This is a genomic window from Dehalobacter sp. (genome assembly GCF_030063005.1).
GTDB lineage: Bacteria > Bacillota > Desulfitobacteriia > Desulfitobacteriales > Syntrophobotulaceae > Dehalobacter > Dehalobacter restrictus.
Map to the genome: position 1 here is coordinate 33,410 of NZ_JAPDHR010000028.1, position 17,602 is coordinate 51,011.

Here is a 17,602-nt window from a genome sequence, read left to right on the forward strand (position 1 = left end):
GAAAGATATGATTGTCTCTTGGAATACGACAAATGCCTGCAACATGTATTGTGATCACTGTTACCGCGATGCCGGATGCAGGGCCGAGGAGGAACTCAACACGGCTGAGGCCAGGACGCTGCTGGAACAAATCGCCAAAGCAGGGTTTAAGATAATGATTTTTAGCGGCGGTGAACCACTCATGCGCCCAGATATTGTTGAACTAGTCGCCTATGCCAAAGACCTTGGTTTACGGCCTGTCTTCGGAACCAATGGTTCTTTGTTGACGGAAGATCTTGCCGCAAAGCTTAAAAAAGCCGGCGCCATGGGGATGGGAATTTCCCTTGATTCAATGGATCGAAAAAAGCAGGATGATTTCCGTCGCTATGACGGAGCCTGGAACCAGGCTGTGCAAGGTATGCGCAATTGCAAGGCAGTGGGGCTTCCTTTCCAGGTGCATACAACAGTGATGGACTGGAATGCACATGAACTGGAAACACTTACGGATTTTGCGGTCCGGGAGGGAGCAGTGGCGCACCATTTTTTCTTTCTGGTGCCGACAGGCCGGGCAGTGTCTATAGAAGAAGAGTCTTTAAGGGCGGAAGCTTACGAAGAAGTGCTGACCAGGATCATGAAGAAGCAGCAAACCGTTGATATTGAACTGAAACCAACCTGTGCACCGCAGTTTATGCGAATTGCCAAACAGATGGGGGTAAACACCCGGTTCAGCCGCGGCTGTTTGGCTGGAACAGCATATTGCATTATCAGTCCGAAGGGTCAGGTACAGCCCTGTGCATATTTGAATCTGCCTCTCGGTGATGTCCGGGACACACCTTTTGATGAAATATGGCGCAGCAATCCGGTTTTGCAAGAACTGCGCACGCTGGCGTATAAAGGTGGGTGTGGCAGCTGCGGGTATAAAAAAGTTTGCGGAGGCTGCCGGGCTCGTGCTGCTTTTTATGAAAACGGTGACTACATGGCTGAAGAGCCCTGGTGTTTATACCACGGACGCAAGGGGGTCAGTTGCTAAATGGAGACAAAGGACCGGATTTTGCTGACCAGAATCCAGGCGGCCTTCCCGGTTGAGGAACGTCCTTATCAGGTTTTGGGAGAAATGCTGGGGCTAAATGAAGAAGAAACATGGCAGCGGGTTAACCAGTTCCGGCAGAAAGGAATGATCCGGCGGATAGGCGGAGTCTTTGATTCTCGTCGTCTTGGGTATTTCAGCACGCTTTGCGCGGCTAAGGTTCCGGAAGAAAAAATATCCGTTCTTGCGGATTTTTTAATGGAAATCCCCGGAGTTACGCATAATTATTTGCGGGATCATCGTTACAATATGTGGTTTACGGTCATCTCCCGGTCGCAGGCCGGGCTGATGCAGATTTTAGAACAGGCAAAGAATATTTTGGGAAGTCCTGAAGTTTACAGCCTTCCCGCTATCAGGTTGTTCAAGATTGGCGTGCTGTTTGACCTGGAAAAGCGTACAAATAATAAGCTGCCCATTGCGAATGCCGGCTATTCGTCTCCGGAAGGGCAGCCTGCTTTTCAGGCAGGGGAGGGGGATAAGGCCTTAATCCGCATTTTGCAGGGTGATTTGACTTTGTCGCTTTGTCCTTTCTCTGAGGCAGCTTCCAGACTGGGATGGTCAGAAGAAAGTGTCCGAGCAAGAATCCAGGACTATAAGCATGACGGGGTGCTGCGACGTTTTGGTGCCATCCTGTATCACCGGAAAGCTGGATTTACTTCAAATGCGATGGGGGTATGGGTTGTTCCAGAAGCGCAGGTTGAAGAAACCGGTCACATCATGGCCGCCTTTAAGGAAGTAAGCCATTGCTACCAACGCCCTGAACTTCCGGATTGGCCGTATAATCTATTTACCATGATTCATGGGCATTCGCCGTCGGAGTGCAGGAAAACAATGGAGAGAATTTCTAAGGTTACAGACATACGACAGTATGAGATGCTATTCAGTCATGCTGAATTGAAAAAGACAAGCATGGAATATTTCAGGGAAGAAGAGTAAAATAACGCATTTTTGGCAAGGGCGTAACGGGACTTAAGTTCTGTTACGCCCTTGTTCCTTATGCTTTATTGATTTATCTGTTCCGGTGATTGTCTGCTGGTATCTTTCTTCAGATTAGAGTAAAAACTGAATTAATACACAAAATAAGCATGATAGAATAAATTTGGATGGTAATGCCGAGATGCTTGACCAGCTTATCACTAAAATACGCAGTAAGAACATAGGAAAAGAAAAACCTTTGCTTGATGAACGGTCCCAAGCCGGGAAGCCTCTGTCAAGCGTAATTGAGCATAACCTGCAAGCCATGCAGCAGATTTTTGAAAAATGTTCGGATATTTCTTTCAGAGAATTTCAGCTGCACTCTACCAAAAAAATCAAAGCGTTTATTGTCTACTCAGACAGCCTGTGTAAGCCCGAAATTATTAATGATGCAATTTTAAAGCCGATCATGCTGGAGGTTTCTGCAAGGACAGAAAATCTTCACACAAAAGCAGATCTTAATACGAACACAGCCGTTTATACGGACACGAATCTCAAAACAAATGTCGGTGATATGCCCGGTATCATACTTCAACATCTGCTAACCAATTACAAAGCCGATACGTTGTCTCTGATCTCCGAAGCAGCTGACGCAGTACTGGAGGACAATCTCGTTCTGATTATAGACGGGTATCCGATTGGCATTAAAGCTTCTGTCCAGGGCTATAACATCAGACAGATTAATGAGCCGACGACTGAACCGAACATTCACGGACCGAGGGACGGTTTCGTGGAAAATCTGGGAACAAACATAAGCCTTCTCCGACGCCGCATCCGGACCAGCCTACTGAAGGCTGAGAGTATAACGGTCGGAACGTTATCCAAAACGAAGGTTAATATTTGCTATATTCAGGGGGTAGCAAACGAAAAGATTGTAGCTGAAGTCAAATCGCGTATTGAGAGGATCACGATCGATAATATTTTAGACAGCAGTTATCTTGAAGAATTTATCTCTGATGAACCAATCAGTCTGTTCCCACTTGTACAGTATACGGAACGGCCGGACAGGACCGCCGCTTCGCTGTTTGAAGGCAGAATTGCCATTATGGTTGACAATTCACCTTCTGCTTTAATTATTCCATGCACTTTTGTGACCTTGATACAGGCCTCAGAAGATTACTATTATAGCGCTTTGTTTGCCTCTTTTGCGCGATTAGGCCGTTTTATGGCCATCAATATTACACTACTGGTTCCGGCAGTTACAGTTGCGGTATTTTCAGTCAATCAGTCGCTTATTCCAATATCTCTTTTGAATACGGTAGCCGGAGCAAGAGAAAATCTGCCTCTGCCAATTTCTTTGGAAATATTTTTGATGGAACTTGTTTTTGAGCTTCTACGGGAAGCCGGGGTACGTTTGCCTAGGACAGTTGGGCAGGCGATCAGTACAGTAGGCGGTTTGGTGATCGGGCAGGCCGCAGTCGATGCCGGGATTGTCAGTCCGACTTCAGTGGTGGTTGTCGGTTTGACAGCGGTTGCTTCGTTTACATTCCCGGATTACAATGTCGGGACAAGCATCCGGATCATTCGTTTTGGCTTAATTATCATGGCCAGTGTTTTTGGAATTGTGGGAATTATCTTTGGGCTGATGATTTTGCTTACCCATCTTTGCAGTCTGCGTTCTTTCGGGGTACCTTATCTGTCACCCATCGCTCCGCTGACACTGCGTGATCTGAAAGATACCTTAATCCGGGCCCCTTGGTGGGCGATGTCTACGAGACCCAGGTTCTTCGGAGGCAAGAAATCTCTGCGGGGCAATGTTGGTCACATAAAGCATAAACCTAAAAAGAGGGGGGATAACAAATAAGCAAGGAACGGATGTCCGGAACGCAAATAGCAATGTTGCTGTTTATTATGATGACCTCAACCGCGATCCTATTTATTCCGGGATTAACCGCACTGACAGCCAAACAAGATGCCTGGTTCGCGAGCCTGGGAGCAGGGATATTTGCTTTTGGCGTATTGTTCATTTCGGCCAAGCTGGCACAGCGATTCCCGGGACTCACAATAGCAGAATATCTGCCGCTCATTGTAGGAAAAATCGGAGGCAAGGCGCTGGCTGTTTCCTATATCCTATTTTTTATTGTCTTAAATATCCTCGTCGTTAGGGAAACTTCGGAATTTTTAACCGTATCCGCTTTATTTGGAACGCCGGGCATTCCTATCAATTTGGTATTTGTACTTATTTGCTGGTATTCTGCGCAAAAAGGGATTGAAGTGATTGCGCGGATGAACCAATTCATCCTGCCTCTATTTGTATTTGCTTATCTAATGGCCTGTATCTTGGCGATTCCGAAAGCAGATCCAAGCAGTCTGCTTCCTATTTTGGAAGACGGGATCAGTCCGGTGATGCAGAATATATGGATACCGGTTCAATGGTATGGCGAAATTGCCGTATTGCTGATGTTAATCCCTCTGATAAACAAACCTCAGGAAGTGCTGAAGAAGGCATCCTACGCGGTTATCAGCACAATGCTTTTGTTGACTTTCGGATCGCTGGTTGTACTTACTGTCTTAGGGGCAGATGTGACCGGTCAAATGATTTTCCCGATATGGTCTACTGTGAAAACAATTGAATACGGGAATTACATTCAACGTATAGAATTATTGGTATTGCCGTTATGGCTGACCGGGATCATGGTCAAATCCTCTCTGCTTTTTTATGTAACGATTCTTGCAGCCAGACAGTCAGTCGGTAGAAAGCATCCGAAAATTATTGCCGCTTCAGTGATGATCATCGTATTCTCAGGGGCAACGTTTCTTGTACCAAACACCATGGCGCTACTGGAATTCCTGACAAAATGCTGGCCGTCCATATCTTTGTTATTTGAAGTTGTACTGCCGTTACTGTTGCTTGCTATTACATTAATCAGAAAGAAAAAAGGGGGCTGTATGCAGTGACATCAAAAGCAAAAAGATATGCCCGGATGATTCTTTTGATGCTGAGTTTGCTTTTCCTTACAGGCTGTTGGAGTAGAAATGAGGTTGAGGATTTGGCTATGATGACTGGCGGGGCGATCGATTACTTGTCTGAAAAAGGTCAGGAAAAGTATGAGGGTCAATGGGTAATCATTAGTCCGCCAAGCTCCAGTAATTCAGACGGTGGTGCGTCTTCCAGCAAATCTACGGATCTGGTGTATAAAGGGGAAGCTGAAACACTTATGGAAAGCATAGCGGCTATAAATAAACAGCTTCCGCGTTTGCAGACCAGTAGCCATGTAATATTTACCATTTTTGGGGAAAATTTGGCTAAGACAGTGACGGCCAAGGTGGTGGAAAACTTTCTGCGTTTTCCTGAAGGTAGACCCAATCAATTTTTATTTGTGACCAAAGGAAATGCTGGGCCTTTTCTTCAGGCCAAGCCGGCACTTGTTTCGAATCTTTTTAAGCAGATAAAAAAACAGCAGGAGATTGCGCTTCGCACGGGAGTTTCAAGAGGGGTTACCTTTCTGGAATTTTGTCAATGGCTTCTTAGCCCAGACCGAGATCCGGTGCTGCCGCAGATTAAATGGAATGATGTAAAAAGCGATAGTATTATGATTGAAGGCTTGGGTGTATTTCGAAGCGACAAACTTGTTGGCTGGTTGGACAGGGAGGAGTCTACAGGATACTTGCTTCTGACGCATGATTCTAAAGACAGCCTAATGACGTTTAAGTTTGAATATGGCTCCCAGATGATCAGTTACCAAATGGGGGCCTCCAAGCATAAAGTCAAAGCAAAAATGGTTGATGGAAAACCAGTCTTTCATATATTAATCCAAACTTCCGGGACAATTCCTGAAAACGCTAATATCCAAATCTCCACGAAAAATGTCAAGCAAATGGAAGCAGCCGCTGCAGAAAGCATCAAAGAGGTGGCGTTAAAGAGCATTTCAAAAGCCAGGTTGTATGACTCGGATTTTTTGGGTTTAATGCAGCAATTGCACCGTCATGAGCCGTCAGCCTGGAAAGAAGTCGAGACTGACTGGCGGAAGGCCTTCCGGGAAGCGGAGATTGAAGTAGAAGTTCAGGCAAAGATTGTAGCGGAATGGGCATTAAAGCAATCCTTTAATCTCAAGGACTAGGGACATTCCAGCATATTCAAAAGGGCCTTGAAGATTTCCATGCAAATTAATGGATGTTAAAAAGGATCAGAATGTACTATAATTCCTAATATAGTCAATATTATCATGGCATGGAAGCACACGATTTTGGCATATCCATTTTACCGGCCTTTATTAGTGAAGAGTGATACAAAAGGAGAATGCAGTTATGAACATGAAATATATTAAAAAAATACCAACGGCCGAGGAGATTATTGAACAGATACCTTTACCTGAACATATAAAAAAAATAAAACGGGACAGGGACGAGCAGATTAGCCATATTCTAGAAAACAAAGATAACCGCTTTATTCTGATCATCGGACCCTGTTCGGCGGATAATGAGGACTCGGTATGTGAATATATTGGAAAGCTCGCTGTCATGCAGGAAAAAGTCAAGGATAAGATATTGATAATCCCGCGGATCTATACCAACAAGCCCCGTACTACGGGGGAAGGCTATAAGGGGATGGTCCATCAGCCCGACCCGAGCAAAGAACCCGATTTATGCGAGGGGATTATAGCCATCCGTAAGCTCCATATCCGAGCCCTGTCGGAATTCCATATGCCGGCAGCTGATGAAATGCTTTATCCGGAGAACTACACGTATCTTCTCGATGTGCTGGGTTACATTGCAGTTGGTGCCCGCTCTGTGGAGAATCAGCAGCACCGCTTAACCGTCAGCGGCGTATGTACACCGGTCGGCATGAAAAACCCGACGAGCGGGGACATAACGGTTATGCTGAATTCGATTTATGCCGCTCAGCAAGGGCATCATTTTATCTATAACGGCTGGGAAATAGAGACATCCGGTAATCCGCTTGCACATGCTATCCTAAGAGGGGCTGTGGATTCCTCCGGGAGAAATATCCCGAATTATCACTATGAGGATTTAATCTATGCCGCCTACGAATATGAAAGGCTCCAGCTGGCTAATCCAACAATCATTGTGGATACCAACCATGCCAATTCGATGAAACGCTTCTATGAACAGCCTCGGATCGCGCGGGAAGTTCTGACAAGCAGAACGTATGACCCGCTGTTGAATAAAATGATTAAAGGACTGATGATTGAGAGCTATCTGGTGGAAGGCAGGCAGGAGATCGGAACGAATATCTATGGAAAATCCATTACCGACGCCTGTCTGGGATGGGAGAAAACGGAAGAATTAATTTATAAAATAGCTGAAAATGTTTGAGCTTGGGGGATTAAGAACCATGCTTTTGGAAGAACAAAGGAAACAGGTCATTGATATTGCCAGACAGACCCTTCAGTCCGGGTTAATTATGCGGACGATGGGAAATTTCAGCATGCGGGACTCGAAAACAGGCTATGTATGTATAACCCCGAGCGGGATGGATTACTCTGTGGTCAGACCGGAAGATATAGTTGTGATGGATACGCAGCAGATTGTGATCGATGGCAGCCGAAAACCTTCGATCGAAAGCGGGATGCATTGTCTTGCCTACCAGGAAAGACCGGATGTGCTCGGTGTTTGTCATACCCATTCCTGCTTTGCGACAGCCTGGGCCTGTGTGGAGGAACCTTTTCCGCTGGTCTTGGCCGAAATGGCTGCTGTGCTGGGTGGAAAACTTGAAACGGCCCCTTTTTTCCCGATGGGTTCCGAGGAGCTGGCTAAGGCTACGATCCAGACCCTTGGCATACAAAATGCTGTACTGATGAGCAATCACGGCCAGTTGACGGTAGGTCCGACGCTCGACAAAGCCCTGGCCAATGCGCAGCTTGTCGAAGAGGCTGCCAAGATTGCCTGCTATGCAGTCAGTATTGGAAAACAAAAAGTGATTTCTCCCGGGCAGGCCAATTTGCTTCAGCAGTGGATCTCGGAAAATTACGGACAGTAGAGAACAAAAGAGGGAAAACAATGAAGGTAAACCAAACGAACATGATAAACCGTTTCGGTGAATTTAAAGATAAAAAATTAGAGAAGGAGTACGAACAGTCCGAGTTTACTGTTTTATTTAAATATCTCCGGCCAATCGTGCTTCTTCTGGGAATCTTATATTTCCTCTTTGTTATTCCGGACTTCTTTTTTGTAAGGAACCCGAAAGCATTTCAATTGATATTTCTGGTAAGAGCCGTCTATTTGATCCTGATAGGTATATTTTTTTTCAGGATGAAATCCATAAAAAAGTATTCAACGTTGTGTTTTTGGGTTACGCTCTATGAAATAATGGCGTCCGTTGTATTTATTTTTGTCTTTTACCAATATGAATCACCGAGTTTTTTTATTCAAGCCTTTGGTATTATCGCGATTATTTTAGCGGTTTGTTTAGTCCCGAACCGTTGGATCAATATGATCATGATCTCCGTATTTACTGCGGTCACTTTTTTTGCTGCTTCGATCTATTTCTTGGAGCAAATGGATGCTTCGGATTTTTCCGCGGTAATTTTTTATATCTTATTAGTGACGGCCCTGAGCAGTAGCGCTTCATTTAGGACCCACCTTTTTAAAAGAATCCATTTCCTAAACGGCAGAGATCTGATCCAACTGTCCATTAGAGATCCGTTAACCGGGATCTATAACAGGCTGAAATTTGATGATGAGCTTGATAAATGGATCTCCTATGCGAAAAGATATCCTTGTGATGTTTCACTTATGATTTTCGACATTGACTATTTTAAGAAAATTAACGATTGCTTTGGACATTTAACTGGGGATAAGGTTCTGACGGAGGTCACGGATCTGGTCAGAGGAATGATAAGAGAAACAGATATCTTCGCCCGCTGGGGAGGCGAGGAATTCGTTATTCTGCTACCGAATACCCATAAGAGTGAGGCTGTGGAAATAACAGAAAGAATAAGAAAGAGGATATCAGACTATGATTTCACTTCCGGCCATCTAACCTGCAGTTTCGGAGTAGATTCTTGGCGCAAGGAAGAAGAACGGGACAGTTTTGTGCAGCGTGTTGACACGCTATTGTTGAATGCCAAGGAGATGGGTAAAAACAATGTACAAAGTGACGATGTCCATTTAAACAAGCCAACATTGCTCACTGAATGAACACGGTCATTCGACCATCATAGGAGGAAAGATATGTCAGACTTTGAAAATATTTTGGGTAATGTTAAAACCTGGGTAAGAGAAGTCGGTAATCTTCAGAAAAAAAACTTCCGCAAGGAGAATCTTTATATCGAAACGAAGTCGACAGAAGTAGATTTGGTAACGGAGGTCGACAAGCTTTCGGAAGATTATTTTCTGAAAGCGATTCAGGATAAATATCCCAGCCACAGTATTCTGTCTGAGGAATCCGGGGTGCATCAGAACAAGGATTCGAATTATCTATGGATTATTGATCCGCTGGATGGAACGACGAATTACGCGCAGGGTCTGCCGGTCTTTGCGGTATCGGTGGCACTTCAATATAAGAAAAAAACGGTTCTGGGCGTTGTTTATTTGCCGATGCTGGATCTGCTTTTTGAAGCGGTGGTCGGTCAGGGAGCCAGCCTGAACGGCAAAAGAATAAGCGTTGCCGCTAAATCCAGGTTAAAGGAATGCCTGCTGTCTACTGGTTTCCCATATGACCAGTCTGAAAATCCGGACAACAATACGAACTATTTTGCATACTTTGTGCCTAGATCGAGGGGGATGCGCAGAATCGGCTCCGCAGCCTATGACCTTGCCAATGTGGCCGCAGGAATCATTGACGGCTATTGGGAACTGAATCTAAGTCCCTGGGATGTTGCCGCGGGCATTCTGCTTGTTGAGGAAGCAGGCGGGAAAGTCGCGCTTCTTGAGAAAAAGAGAGGGATATCCCTGATTGCAGGGAATGAAAATATTGTTGGCCAGATATTTCAAGGAATGTCTTCGGTTGACCAGCAAGATATCAGTTGATGACTTTGAACCATTCAAAACCCTTGAGTAGAGGATTGCTGCCCTCACTCCTGAATGTGTTCTAATTTATTTTGCGCAGGACTGTCAATGATCTCACCCTCGTAGGTAAAACGGGATCCATGGCAGGGGCAGTCCCAGGATGCTTCAGCTGAATTCCACTGCAATTCACATCCCAGATGGGTGCAGGTCGTGTCGACAATATGCAGGGCCCCTTGCTGGTCGCGATAAGCACCTGCTCGTTGGCCGTCATGTTCGATGATTTTGCCTCCGCCTCTGGGAATTTCCGCTATGCCCGGGACGGATGACAGTTTGCCGGAAATCAGGTGTTTGGCGACGTTCAGGTTTTCCTGGACAAAGTTTTTGGCTGAGGCGACCGGCGTAAAGCGGGAAGGGGAATACACATTCATCCAGGGGCTGTAGCCGTTCAGGATCAGGTCCCGGAAAATAAGAGCGGCGGCCGTACCTGTGGTCATTCCCCATTTGCCAAACCCTGTAGCGACGTAGACATCAGGCGTATCGGTCGTGAGATTACCGATATAAGGGACTTCATCCATCGTCGTATAATCCTGTGTGGACCACCGGTAAGGGATATGCTCAACCTCAAAAAGCTGCCTGGCAAAATCTCTGAGTTTTAGGTAATGATTGCGGGTATCTTCTCCCTGCCCCGTCTTGTGATGTTCACCGCCAACAATTACCAAATTGTTTTCCTTGTCGTGTTGAGAACGTAGGGAACGGGTCGGGTCTTCAGCAGAAATATACATGCCTCCGGGATAATCTCCTTTGATTCTGACACCTAAAGCATAAGAACGTTCGGGATAGAGTCTCGTGAAAAATAAACCCATAGCTTCATAAAAAGGGTAGTGAGACGCAATAATCACCTTTGATGCAGCGATTCTTGCCCCGTTATCGGTAAGCACCAAACAAGGTGTGCCTTGCTGAATGTCAACAGCTTTGGTTTGTTCGAAAATATGACTGCCGTTTCCGGGTATTTCCTTAGCGAGTGCGAGCAAATATTTTCGCGGATTAAACTGAGCCTGGTCATCAAAACATACAGCGCCTTTAATCGGGAGCGGAAGAGGGATCTCTGACAGGAAAGAAGCCTTGATGCCGAAAAGATCAGCAATTTTCGCTTCTTCCATAATTTCCGGAACATACCGATCCTGCTGCGTAAAGACATAGGCGCTTTGCCGCATAAAATCGCAGTCTATGTTGTTATCCTGAATCAGTTCGGCAATCAACTGTAGGGCAATTTCATTGGCTTGCGCATACTGCCGGGTTTTTTCTTCCCCAAACTTTTTCTGCAGCTTAGCATAGATTAAGGAATGCTGTGAAGTAATCTTGGCGGTCGTATGACCTGTAGTCCCCTGAAGAATGCGGTCGGCCTCAAGGACAACCACCTTATAGCCTTCCTTTTTTAAAAGAAAAGCAGAAGTAATCCCTACGATTCCGCCGCCAATGACTGCAATATCTGCTTCAACATCCTCAATTAGAGCCGGATACTCGGTCCGGGGTGTCGAAGCCATCCAGTAAGACTGAGGCACTCTTCGGAAATCTGTCGGATAATTTTCCATCGGTTTATCCTCCTGAAAGTGAATAATCTTTGAATCTTACGGTATTATCTTTAGCAGTTGAAATAAAAATATCCAATGACCCGGCAATCGTGTAAAATAGTCTTATGATAAGCGACGAAGGAGATACATCGGTGGAAGCATATGATGTGAAGGCGCTCGCAGAACTGAAAAAATGGCAGAGAAAAATGACCAGGAACGCATCGCTGACCGACAGGGTAGCAAAAAATATTCAGAACAGAACGAACAGGCTGATTCCGGATAAAGCTCATGAAATCATAACAGCTGCGATCAAAAATATGGTGGGGGCTGTTTTGACAGGATCCGAATTTACGACAAGGGAACCGCTTAAAAATATTGACCTGAAGGAACGGGACAGACTTGCTTTGGCTAAAATCAGCGTCTACAAAAAAACGGCCAGTCTGGAAGGGGCGGGTACAGGAGCAGGCGGCATCTTGCTTGGATTTGCAGATTTTCCTCTGCTCTTAAGCATCAAGATTAAGTTCTTATTTGAGATGGCAAGCATTTATGGATTTGATATCAAAGATTTAAGGGAAAGACTATATATCCTTCACCTGTTTCAGCTGGCTTTTTCCAGCAGAGAGAAACGGATGCAGGTCTTTCAAAGAATTTTGGACTGGGATGAATACATTTACAGGCATCCGATTTCAATGGAAACAGTTGATTGGCGCACTTTTCAGCAGGAATACAGAGATTATATTGATCTCGCCAAACTTTTGCAGCTGGTACCTGTCATCGGAGCTTTTGTCGGTGCAGTAGCGAATTACCGGTTGCTTGGGGAACTAGGCGATACGGCTATGAATGGCTACCGTTTGAGATTATTAAAAGATAAGATGGATACTATGATCTGATTACAAAACCCGATGATTCAATTCGATTATGTTATAGATTAAATCATAACGGAAAATATACCGATATGAATTTGGCGCGGAAAAGGAGGATACGAATGAAGGAACCCACTGAACAAGATCGTAACGCTGAACTTGAAGAATGGATATTAATCACTGAAGCCGCGAATGAAATTGAGGCGGATATTATTGAATCGATCCTTGATTCTGAAGAGATTCCCTGCTATAAAAGGTACAATGAAGCTGGGGATTATCTTCGAATCTATATGGGGATGACCAATTTCGGTGTGGAAATCTATATCCCGGGAAATCTGAAGGAAAAGGCGGAAGGCCTTCTGAATTCAATGAATACGCAAGATGACCAGGAATAACAAATATTCTATGCGAGTTTTAAGATTTGTGTTATAACTTAGAGTGTGATAGATAATCATCATTCAATTTATTTCAAAGGGGGAGTTTATCATGCCGCATATCATCGTTAAATTATGGCCCGGACGAAGTGAAGAACAAAAAATAGCCTTAGCCGATAAAATGGCCGAGGCGATGACGGAAATAATGGGAATTCCCGATAAGAATATTTCGGTTTCTTTTGAAGAAGTAGCCAAGGAAAAGTGGACCGAAGAGGTTTATAATACCGACATCCTGGCCAAAGAAAGTCTGTTGTATAAAAAGCCGGGTTATTAATGTTTAGGAGTGGTGTGAATGCGGAAGGTTAAGATTATAACCGACAGTACCAATGACCTTTCAGCAGAATTGCTTCAAAAATATGATATTGATGTTGTTCCGCTGCATGTTGATTTTGGAGAAGAAACCTACCGGGATGGCATAGACTTAATTCCGGCAAGGCTTTTTCAGCTTGTGGAAGAAAAAAAGTTGCTTCCGAAGACGGCAGCTCCTTCACCGTATGCGTATGCAGAATGCTTTCGGGAATATTTTGATCAAGGGCAGGACATTATTGTGATCACCATTTCTTCTCAGATGTCCTCATCTTACCAAAATGCCGCCCTTGCTGCCTCGGAATTTCCACAGGGAAGAATCTGGGTAATCGATTCCCAAAACCTGTCTACAGGCATAGGAGCTTTGGTGATTACATCTGCCGAATATGCCCGACAGGGGCTCCAGGCGGAAGAAATTTCAGCAAAGATCCGGGATTCGGTTGCCAAGGTCCATGTGAGCTTTGTGATCGATACGCTGGAATATCTTTATAAAGGTGGCAGGTGCAATATTCTGCAGAACCTAATGGGTAGCGTCTTGAAAATCCGGCCGACCATCGGTGTAGAAAATGGGAAAATGCTTGTCGTTGATAAAGTGCGCGGAGAAAAGAAAAAGGCCTTGGATAAATTGATTGAGAATGCCAGGCGGGATTCTGTAGATTCAAAACAAATCTTCATCACCCACTCCCTGGGAAGTGAAGAGGAAGCCGTCTACTTGAAGTGCGCGTTGCAGGATATTTATCCGTATAAAGAAATTCTGATTACCAATGCAGGCTGCGTGATTTCCAGTCACTGCGGCCAGAAGACAATCGGTGTGATTTATATCAGAAAATAGAACACCCAAAATTATGGTGCTATTTAGCTGTTTAATCGTAATTACTTAAAAATAGTATTGCGTTATGCCAAATAATAATAAAGAAATTACAATTTTGACAAAACGTTTACGAAAATGTAACGAAAGTACTATTAAATTGTAACAAAAGACCATTGAAATCATGGTTTGTTTCTAATATAATAAGTTCTAGTTAATAAAGTTAGGAGCAATCATGGAAAAATTATTATTAAAGTATGATGATTATTTTCTTGCAGTAGCCAGACCTATTATCGAGCACAATGAATACCAGAAAATGAAAGTGATCCCGCATCACCATGGCTCAGTCTTTGAGCATTCTCTGGACGTTGCTTACCTGTCTTATAAGATTGCCATGAAGTTCAGACTCGATGTCATTTCGACGATCAGAGGGGCACTTCTTCACGACTTCTACTTATACAAGTTTAAAAAAAGAGAAGACAAGAACCTGCTCGCAGAAAGCTACCGGCATTCACGCAATCATCCGAAGATCGCGGTGAAAAATGCGCAGAAATACTTTGAACTGAACAAAAAAGAACGGGATATCATTTCCAATCATATGTTCCCAGTCGGACTACCAAGAAGTTATGAAGCCTGGGTAACCACAATCGCAGATAAAAGCCTGGCGCTGACCGAATACACCACGAGAGTATATTGCTTTGCCTATCTGAAGCTGTATCTGCATCTGGTTCAAAAATCTGCTTAACGCGAATACATTAAAAAAATTTATACTTATAACTATAAAGTATTCAATAAAATCGAATTAAATAGAATCGAATTAATAAAATATATAAGAATCTAATAATAATCACTAATAATAATCACCATAATCGACGAAGAATGAAATCAACCCACCAGATTCAGAATGTTAACTAACCGGTTTGACCGGTTTTTCTGTTTTTGGGACAGAAATAAGCCCTGCTGAACAAAAGCCCGACGGTACGGTTGTTTTTGATGAAAGATATGGTAAAATCTGAATAGAACAAAGAGAACGGGGTGTTTTCTTATGACAGTCAAAGAGTTAAATCAGCTCTTAAAGGAAAAAGGCTATAAATTTACCAGCCAAAGACAGTATGTTTTTGAGGTAGTAACGGAAAACCAGGGAAAGCACCTGAACAGTCAGGAGATTTTCGAGCTTGTCCGTAATAGATTTCCCGAAATTGGTGTTGCTACCGTCTACAGGACGCTATCGCTGTTGGAAGCGATGGGGCTGATTTACGGTGTTGATTTTGAAGATGGATTCCGCAGGTACGATATCGTGAAAGATGACGAGGAACACCGGCACCACCATTTGATTTGTCTGGAGTGCGGAGCCATTAAAGAAGTCGAGGAAGATTTGCTGGGAACAATTGAAGAAAACATTATGAAGAAGAATAAATTCAAAGTGATTAACCACCGTGTTAAGTTTTATGGTTATTGCGAAAAATGTCTGGCAAAGATCGAACATGATCAATGATCATTAACGTAAAGAAATTATGATGTCATAAGGCATGGATGAGGAATAATGGCAGTAAATCAAAAAACAAACGTCGTAAGGATCCTTCAATCAAAAGAGATCCGGCATGAAGTCTATGAATATGAAGTGGAAGACGGACTGATAGACGCTGTATCCGTAGCCCGGAAGATGGGATTTGACCCGGAACGGGTATTTAAAACGCTTGTTACAACCGGAAAAACAACAGGGACCAATGTTTTCATTATCCCTGGAAATTGCGAGCTGAATTTAAAAAAAGCTGCCGAGGCAGCCGGGGACAAAAATATTGAGATGCTTAAATCTAAAGAACTTTTGCCGCTCACGGGCTATATTCACGGCGGCTGTTCCCCTATCGGGATGAAGAAGGATTTTCCGACCTATCTTGAGGAGATGGCCTCGGAATATGATTACATCATTATCAGTGCGGGAAAAATCGGGATGCAAGTGAAACTTGATACGGCGGAACTCGTCAAACTGACGGATGCCAAACTGGCTGACCTTGTATAGTTCAGTCGGCTTTCTACTTTCTAGAACCGGTTAGAACTTCTCAATTGAGAATTATCTGTAAGAGCATCCTGGTAAGAACAAATCTTTATACTTCGCTATAGTACCGGTGCCAGAAGTCGCGAAATGGACTCTTTAAACTTAATCAGACTGGAACGCTTCGCATATTTTTCGGGCGTCAGTTCGGTACATAAAAGCAGATCTTCATTATAAATTTTGCAGAGATTTTCCGAAATGCCGACATCATAAATAAATGCATTGACTTCAAAATTCAGTCGGAAGCTTCTGATGTCAAAATTCGCCGTACCGACAGAAGCTATTTTTTTATCGACCACGATGGTTTTCGAGTGCAGAAAACCGTTATTGTAGATATAGATCTTGGCCCCGGCTTTGATCAGTTCCCCGACAAAGGAATACGTTGCCCAGTAGACAAAAATATGATCCGGTTTGTTCGGGATCATTATTTTCACATCGACACCGGACAGCGCGGCAATTTTCAGAACTTCGAGGATACTGGAGTCAGGCACAAAATAAGGCGTGTGGATATAGATAGATTTCTTGGCAGAGTTGATCATTTTGATATAACCCTGCTTGATTTCTTCATGGGGAGAATCCGGGCCGGAGGAGACGATCTGAATACCGCTCGTTCCGACAACTGCTGGTTCAGGGTAATACTTTGCCGAATGCTTGATTTTTTCACCTGAAGCAACTTTCCAGTCGAGCAGGAATCTTGTCTGCATACTGAGAACAGCGGTTCCTGTTATTTTGAGGTGAGTATCACGCCAATAACCCATCTTTTTCTTCAGGTTGATGTATTCATTGCCGACATTGAAGCCGCCGATATAACCTATCTGACCGTCAATGATCACTAGTTTACGGTGGTTTCTGTAATTGAGCCTCAGGTTAATATAACTCAGAAATGAAGGGGAAAATTTTTCGACACTTCCGCCGGCATCAATCAGAGGCTGAAAATCATCCTTCCGCAGTTTGTTACCGAAGGAATCAACCAGTAGCCTGACTTCAAGGCCTTCTTTGGCTTTTTCGGTCAGAATTTTGATTAATTGCAGCCCCAACGAATCTCTTTTAATAATAAAATACAGAACGTGAATATGGTCTTTGGCTTCGAGGATCGTGCGAAAAAGGTCTTCGAATTTCTTTCTGCCGTTTATAAATATTTCTACGCTATTGTCCTGGGAAAAGAGTGCCTGGCTCTGAATCTGATGTAGCAGAATCATATCTTTGTAGTTTTCCATTGCTGGGTCATTAAAGGTCAATCTTCCAGACTGAAGATCTTCAATTTCTTTGTTTAAAAGCGCAGCATATTTCAAATGTTCCTCCGCTCCGAGTTGGAACATTTTTTTGCGCGTCAGATTCTGAGAAAACATAAAATATAGAATCGCTCCACCGGCGGGGAACAAAAATAAAACAAGAATCCAGGCCAAGGTGGAGGTTGGATTTCTTCTTTCTAAAAAAATAACGGTACAGGCCAGTAAAATATTGATAATATATAAAACGGTAACAACGTGGGAACTGAGTTCTGTAAAGGATAGTGTCATTATATCGTTCCTCTCAAAAACATCTGTTTATTCTTTTATATCAGAAAGATGTCAAGCTGGCAATTATTTTGTAAAATGGCAAATTTTCATAGAAC

At 43.8% G+C, this 17,602-nt stretch carries 18 protein-coding genes; 16 read left to right on the forward strand and 2 right to left on the reverse strand.

What is annotated here, in order from left to right:
* Positions 1-7: 7 nt before the first annotated feature.
* The 9 genes from nirJ2 to OKX56_RS09070 all read left to right on the forward strand — a co-directional run bounded on the left by nirJ2 (position 8) and on the right by OKX56_RS09070 (position 9,973).
* Complete coding sequence (nirJ2, locus tag OKX56_RS09030) at positions 8-1,009, forward strand: putative heme d1 biosynthesis radical SAM protein NirJ2 (protein WP_015043090.1); 1,002 nt, start codon at positions 8-10, stop codon at positions 1,007-1,009.
* Positions 1,010-2,002 carry a siroheme decarboxylase subunit beta gene (ahbB, locus tag OKX56_RS09035; protein ID WP_015043089.1) on the forward strand — a complete coding sequence of 331 codons (993 nt, stop codon included), beginning with the start codon at positions 1,010-1,012 and terminating at the stop codon, positions 2,000-2,002.
* A 181-nt stretch (positions 2,003-2,183) separates the two neighbouring features.
* On the forward strand, positions 2,184-3,845 hold the full coding sequence (locus tag OKX56_RS09040) for a spore germination protein (RefSeq protein ID WP_015043088.1): 1,662 nt from the start codon (positions 2,184-2,186) through the stop codon (positions 3,843-3,845).
* 11 nt (positions 3,846-3,856) lie between these two features.
* Positions 3,857-4,939 (forward strand): GerAB/ArcD/ProY family transporter, encoded by a 1,083-nt coding sequence (locus OKX56_RS09045; RefSeq protein ID WP_015043087.1) that lies wholly within the window; start codon positions 3,857-3,859, stop codon positions 4,937-4,939.
* Complete coding sequence (locus OKX56_RS09050; protein ID WP_015043086.1) at positions 4,936-6,102, forward strand: Ger(x)C family spore germination protein; 1,167 nt, start codon at positions 4,936-4,938, stop codon at positions 6,100-6,102. The genes OKX56_RS09045 and OKX56_RS09050 overlap by 4 nt, the downstream gene beginning before the upstream one ends.
* A gap of 187 nt (positions 6,103-6,289) precedes the next feature.
* Positions 6,290-7,318 carry a 3-deoxy-7-phosphoheptulonate synthase gene (locus tag OKX56_RS09055; RefSeq protein ID WP_015043085.1) on the forward strand — a complete coding sequence of 343 codons (1,029 nt, stop codon included), beginning with the start codon at positions 6,290-6,292 and terminating at the stop codon, positions 7,316-7,318.
* 19 nt (positions 7,319-7,337) lie between these two features.
* On the forward strand, positions 7,338-7,982 hold the full coding sequence (locus OKX56_RS09060) for a class II aldolase/adducin family protein (RefSeq protein WP_015043084.1): 645 nt from the start codon (positions 7,338-7,340) through the stop codon (positions 7,980-7,982).
* 20 nt (positions 7,983-8,002) lie between these two features.
* On the forward strand, positions 8,003-9,142 hold the full coding sequence (locus tag OKX56_RS09065) for a GGDEF domain-containing protein (protein WP_015043083.1): 1,140 nt from the start codon (positions 8,003-8,005) through the stop codon (positions 9,140-9,142).
* Positions 9,143-9,175: 33 nt separating this feature from the next.
* Positions 9,176-9,973, forward strand: coding sequence for an inositol monophosphatase family protein (locus tag OKX56_RS09070; RefSeq protein ID WP_015043082.1), 798 nt, complete (start codon positions 9,176-9,178; stop codon positions 9,971-9,973).
* A 44-nt stretch (positions 9,974-10,017) separates the two neighbouring features.
* On the opposite strand, the gene OKX56_RS09075 is transcribed toward OKX56_RS09070, so the two are convergent.
* Positions 10,018-11,544, reverse strand: coding sequence for an FAD-dependent oxidoreductase (locus OKX56_RS09075; RefSeq protein ID WP_015043081.1), 1,527 nt, complete (start codon positions 11,542-11,544; stop codon positions 10,018-10,020).
* Between the two features lie 131 nt (positions 11,545-11,675).
* Between OKX56_RS09075 and OKX56_RS09080 the strand changes: the two genes are divergently transcribed.
* The 7 genes from OKX56_RS09080 to ybaK all read left to right on the forward strand — a co-directional run bounded on the left by OKX56_RS09080 (position 11,676) and on the right by ybaK (position 15,954).
* The gene (locus OKX56_RS09080; RefSeq protein ID WP_015043080.1) at positions 11,676-12,413 is read left to right on the forward strand and encodes an EcsC family protein; all 738 of its coding nucleotides are present in this window, start codon (positions 11,676-11,678) and stop codon (positions 12,411-12,413) included.
* 95 nt (positions 12,414-12,508) lie between these two features.
* The gene (locus OKX56_RS09085; protein WP_015043079.1) at positions 12,509-12,781 is read left to right on the forward strand and encodes a putative signal transducing protein; all 273 of its coding nucleotides are present in this window, start codon (positions 12,509-12,511) and stop codon (positions 12,779-12,781) included.
* Between the two features lie 91 nt (positions 12,782-12,872).
* Positions 12,873-13,094 (forward strand): tautomerase family protein, encoded by a 222-nt coding sequence (locus OKX56_RS09090; RefSeq protein ID WP_015043078.1) that lies wholly within the window; start codon positions 12,873-12,875, stop codon positions 13,092-13,094.
* Between the two features lie 18 nt (positions 13,095-13,112).
* Entirely contained in the window at positions 13,113-13,958 is an 846-nt protein-coding gene (locus OKX56_RS09095) for a DegV family protein (RefSeq protein WP_015043077.1), read from the forward strand.
* Positions 13,959-14,169: 211 nt separating this feature from the next.
* The gene (locus OKX56_RS09100) at positions 14,170-14,679 is read left to right on the forward strand and encodes an HD domain-containing protein (protein WP_015045139.1); all 510 of its coding nucleotides are present in this window, start codon (positions 14,170-14,172) and stop codon (positions 14,677-14,679) included.
* A gap of 300 nt (positions 14,680-14,979) precedes the next feature.
* Positions 14,980-15,429 carry a Fur family transcriptional regulator gene (locus tag OKX56_RS09105; RefSeq protein WP_015043074.1) on the forward strand — a complete coding sequence of 150 codons (450 nt, stop codon included), beginning with the start codon at positions 14,980-14,982 and terminating at the stop codon, positions 15,427-15,429.
* 48 nt (positions 15,430-15,477) lie between these two features.
* On the forward strand, positions 15,478-15,954 hold the full coding sequence (ybaK, locus tag OKX56_RS09110; RefSeq protein ID WP_015043073.1) for a Cys-tRNA(Pro) deacylase: 477 nt from the start codon (positions 15,478-15,480) through the stop codon (positions 15,952-15,954).
* A 95-nt stretch (positions 15,955-16,049) separates the two neighbouring features.
* Here the strand turns inward: ybaK and cls are convergent, their stop codons facing one another.
* Entirely contained in the window at positions 16,050-17,507 is a 1,458-nt protein-coding gene (gene cls, locus OKX56_RS09115) for a cardiolipin synthase (protein WP_015043072.1), read from the reverse strand.
* Between the last annotated feature and the right edge of the window lie 95 nt (positions 17,508-17,602).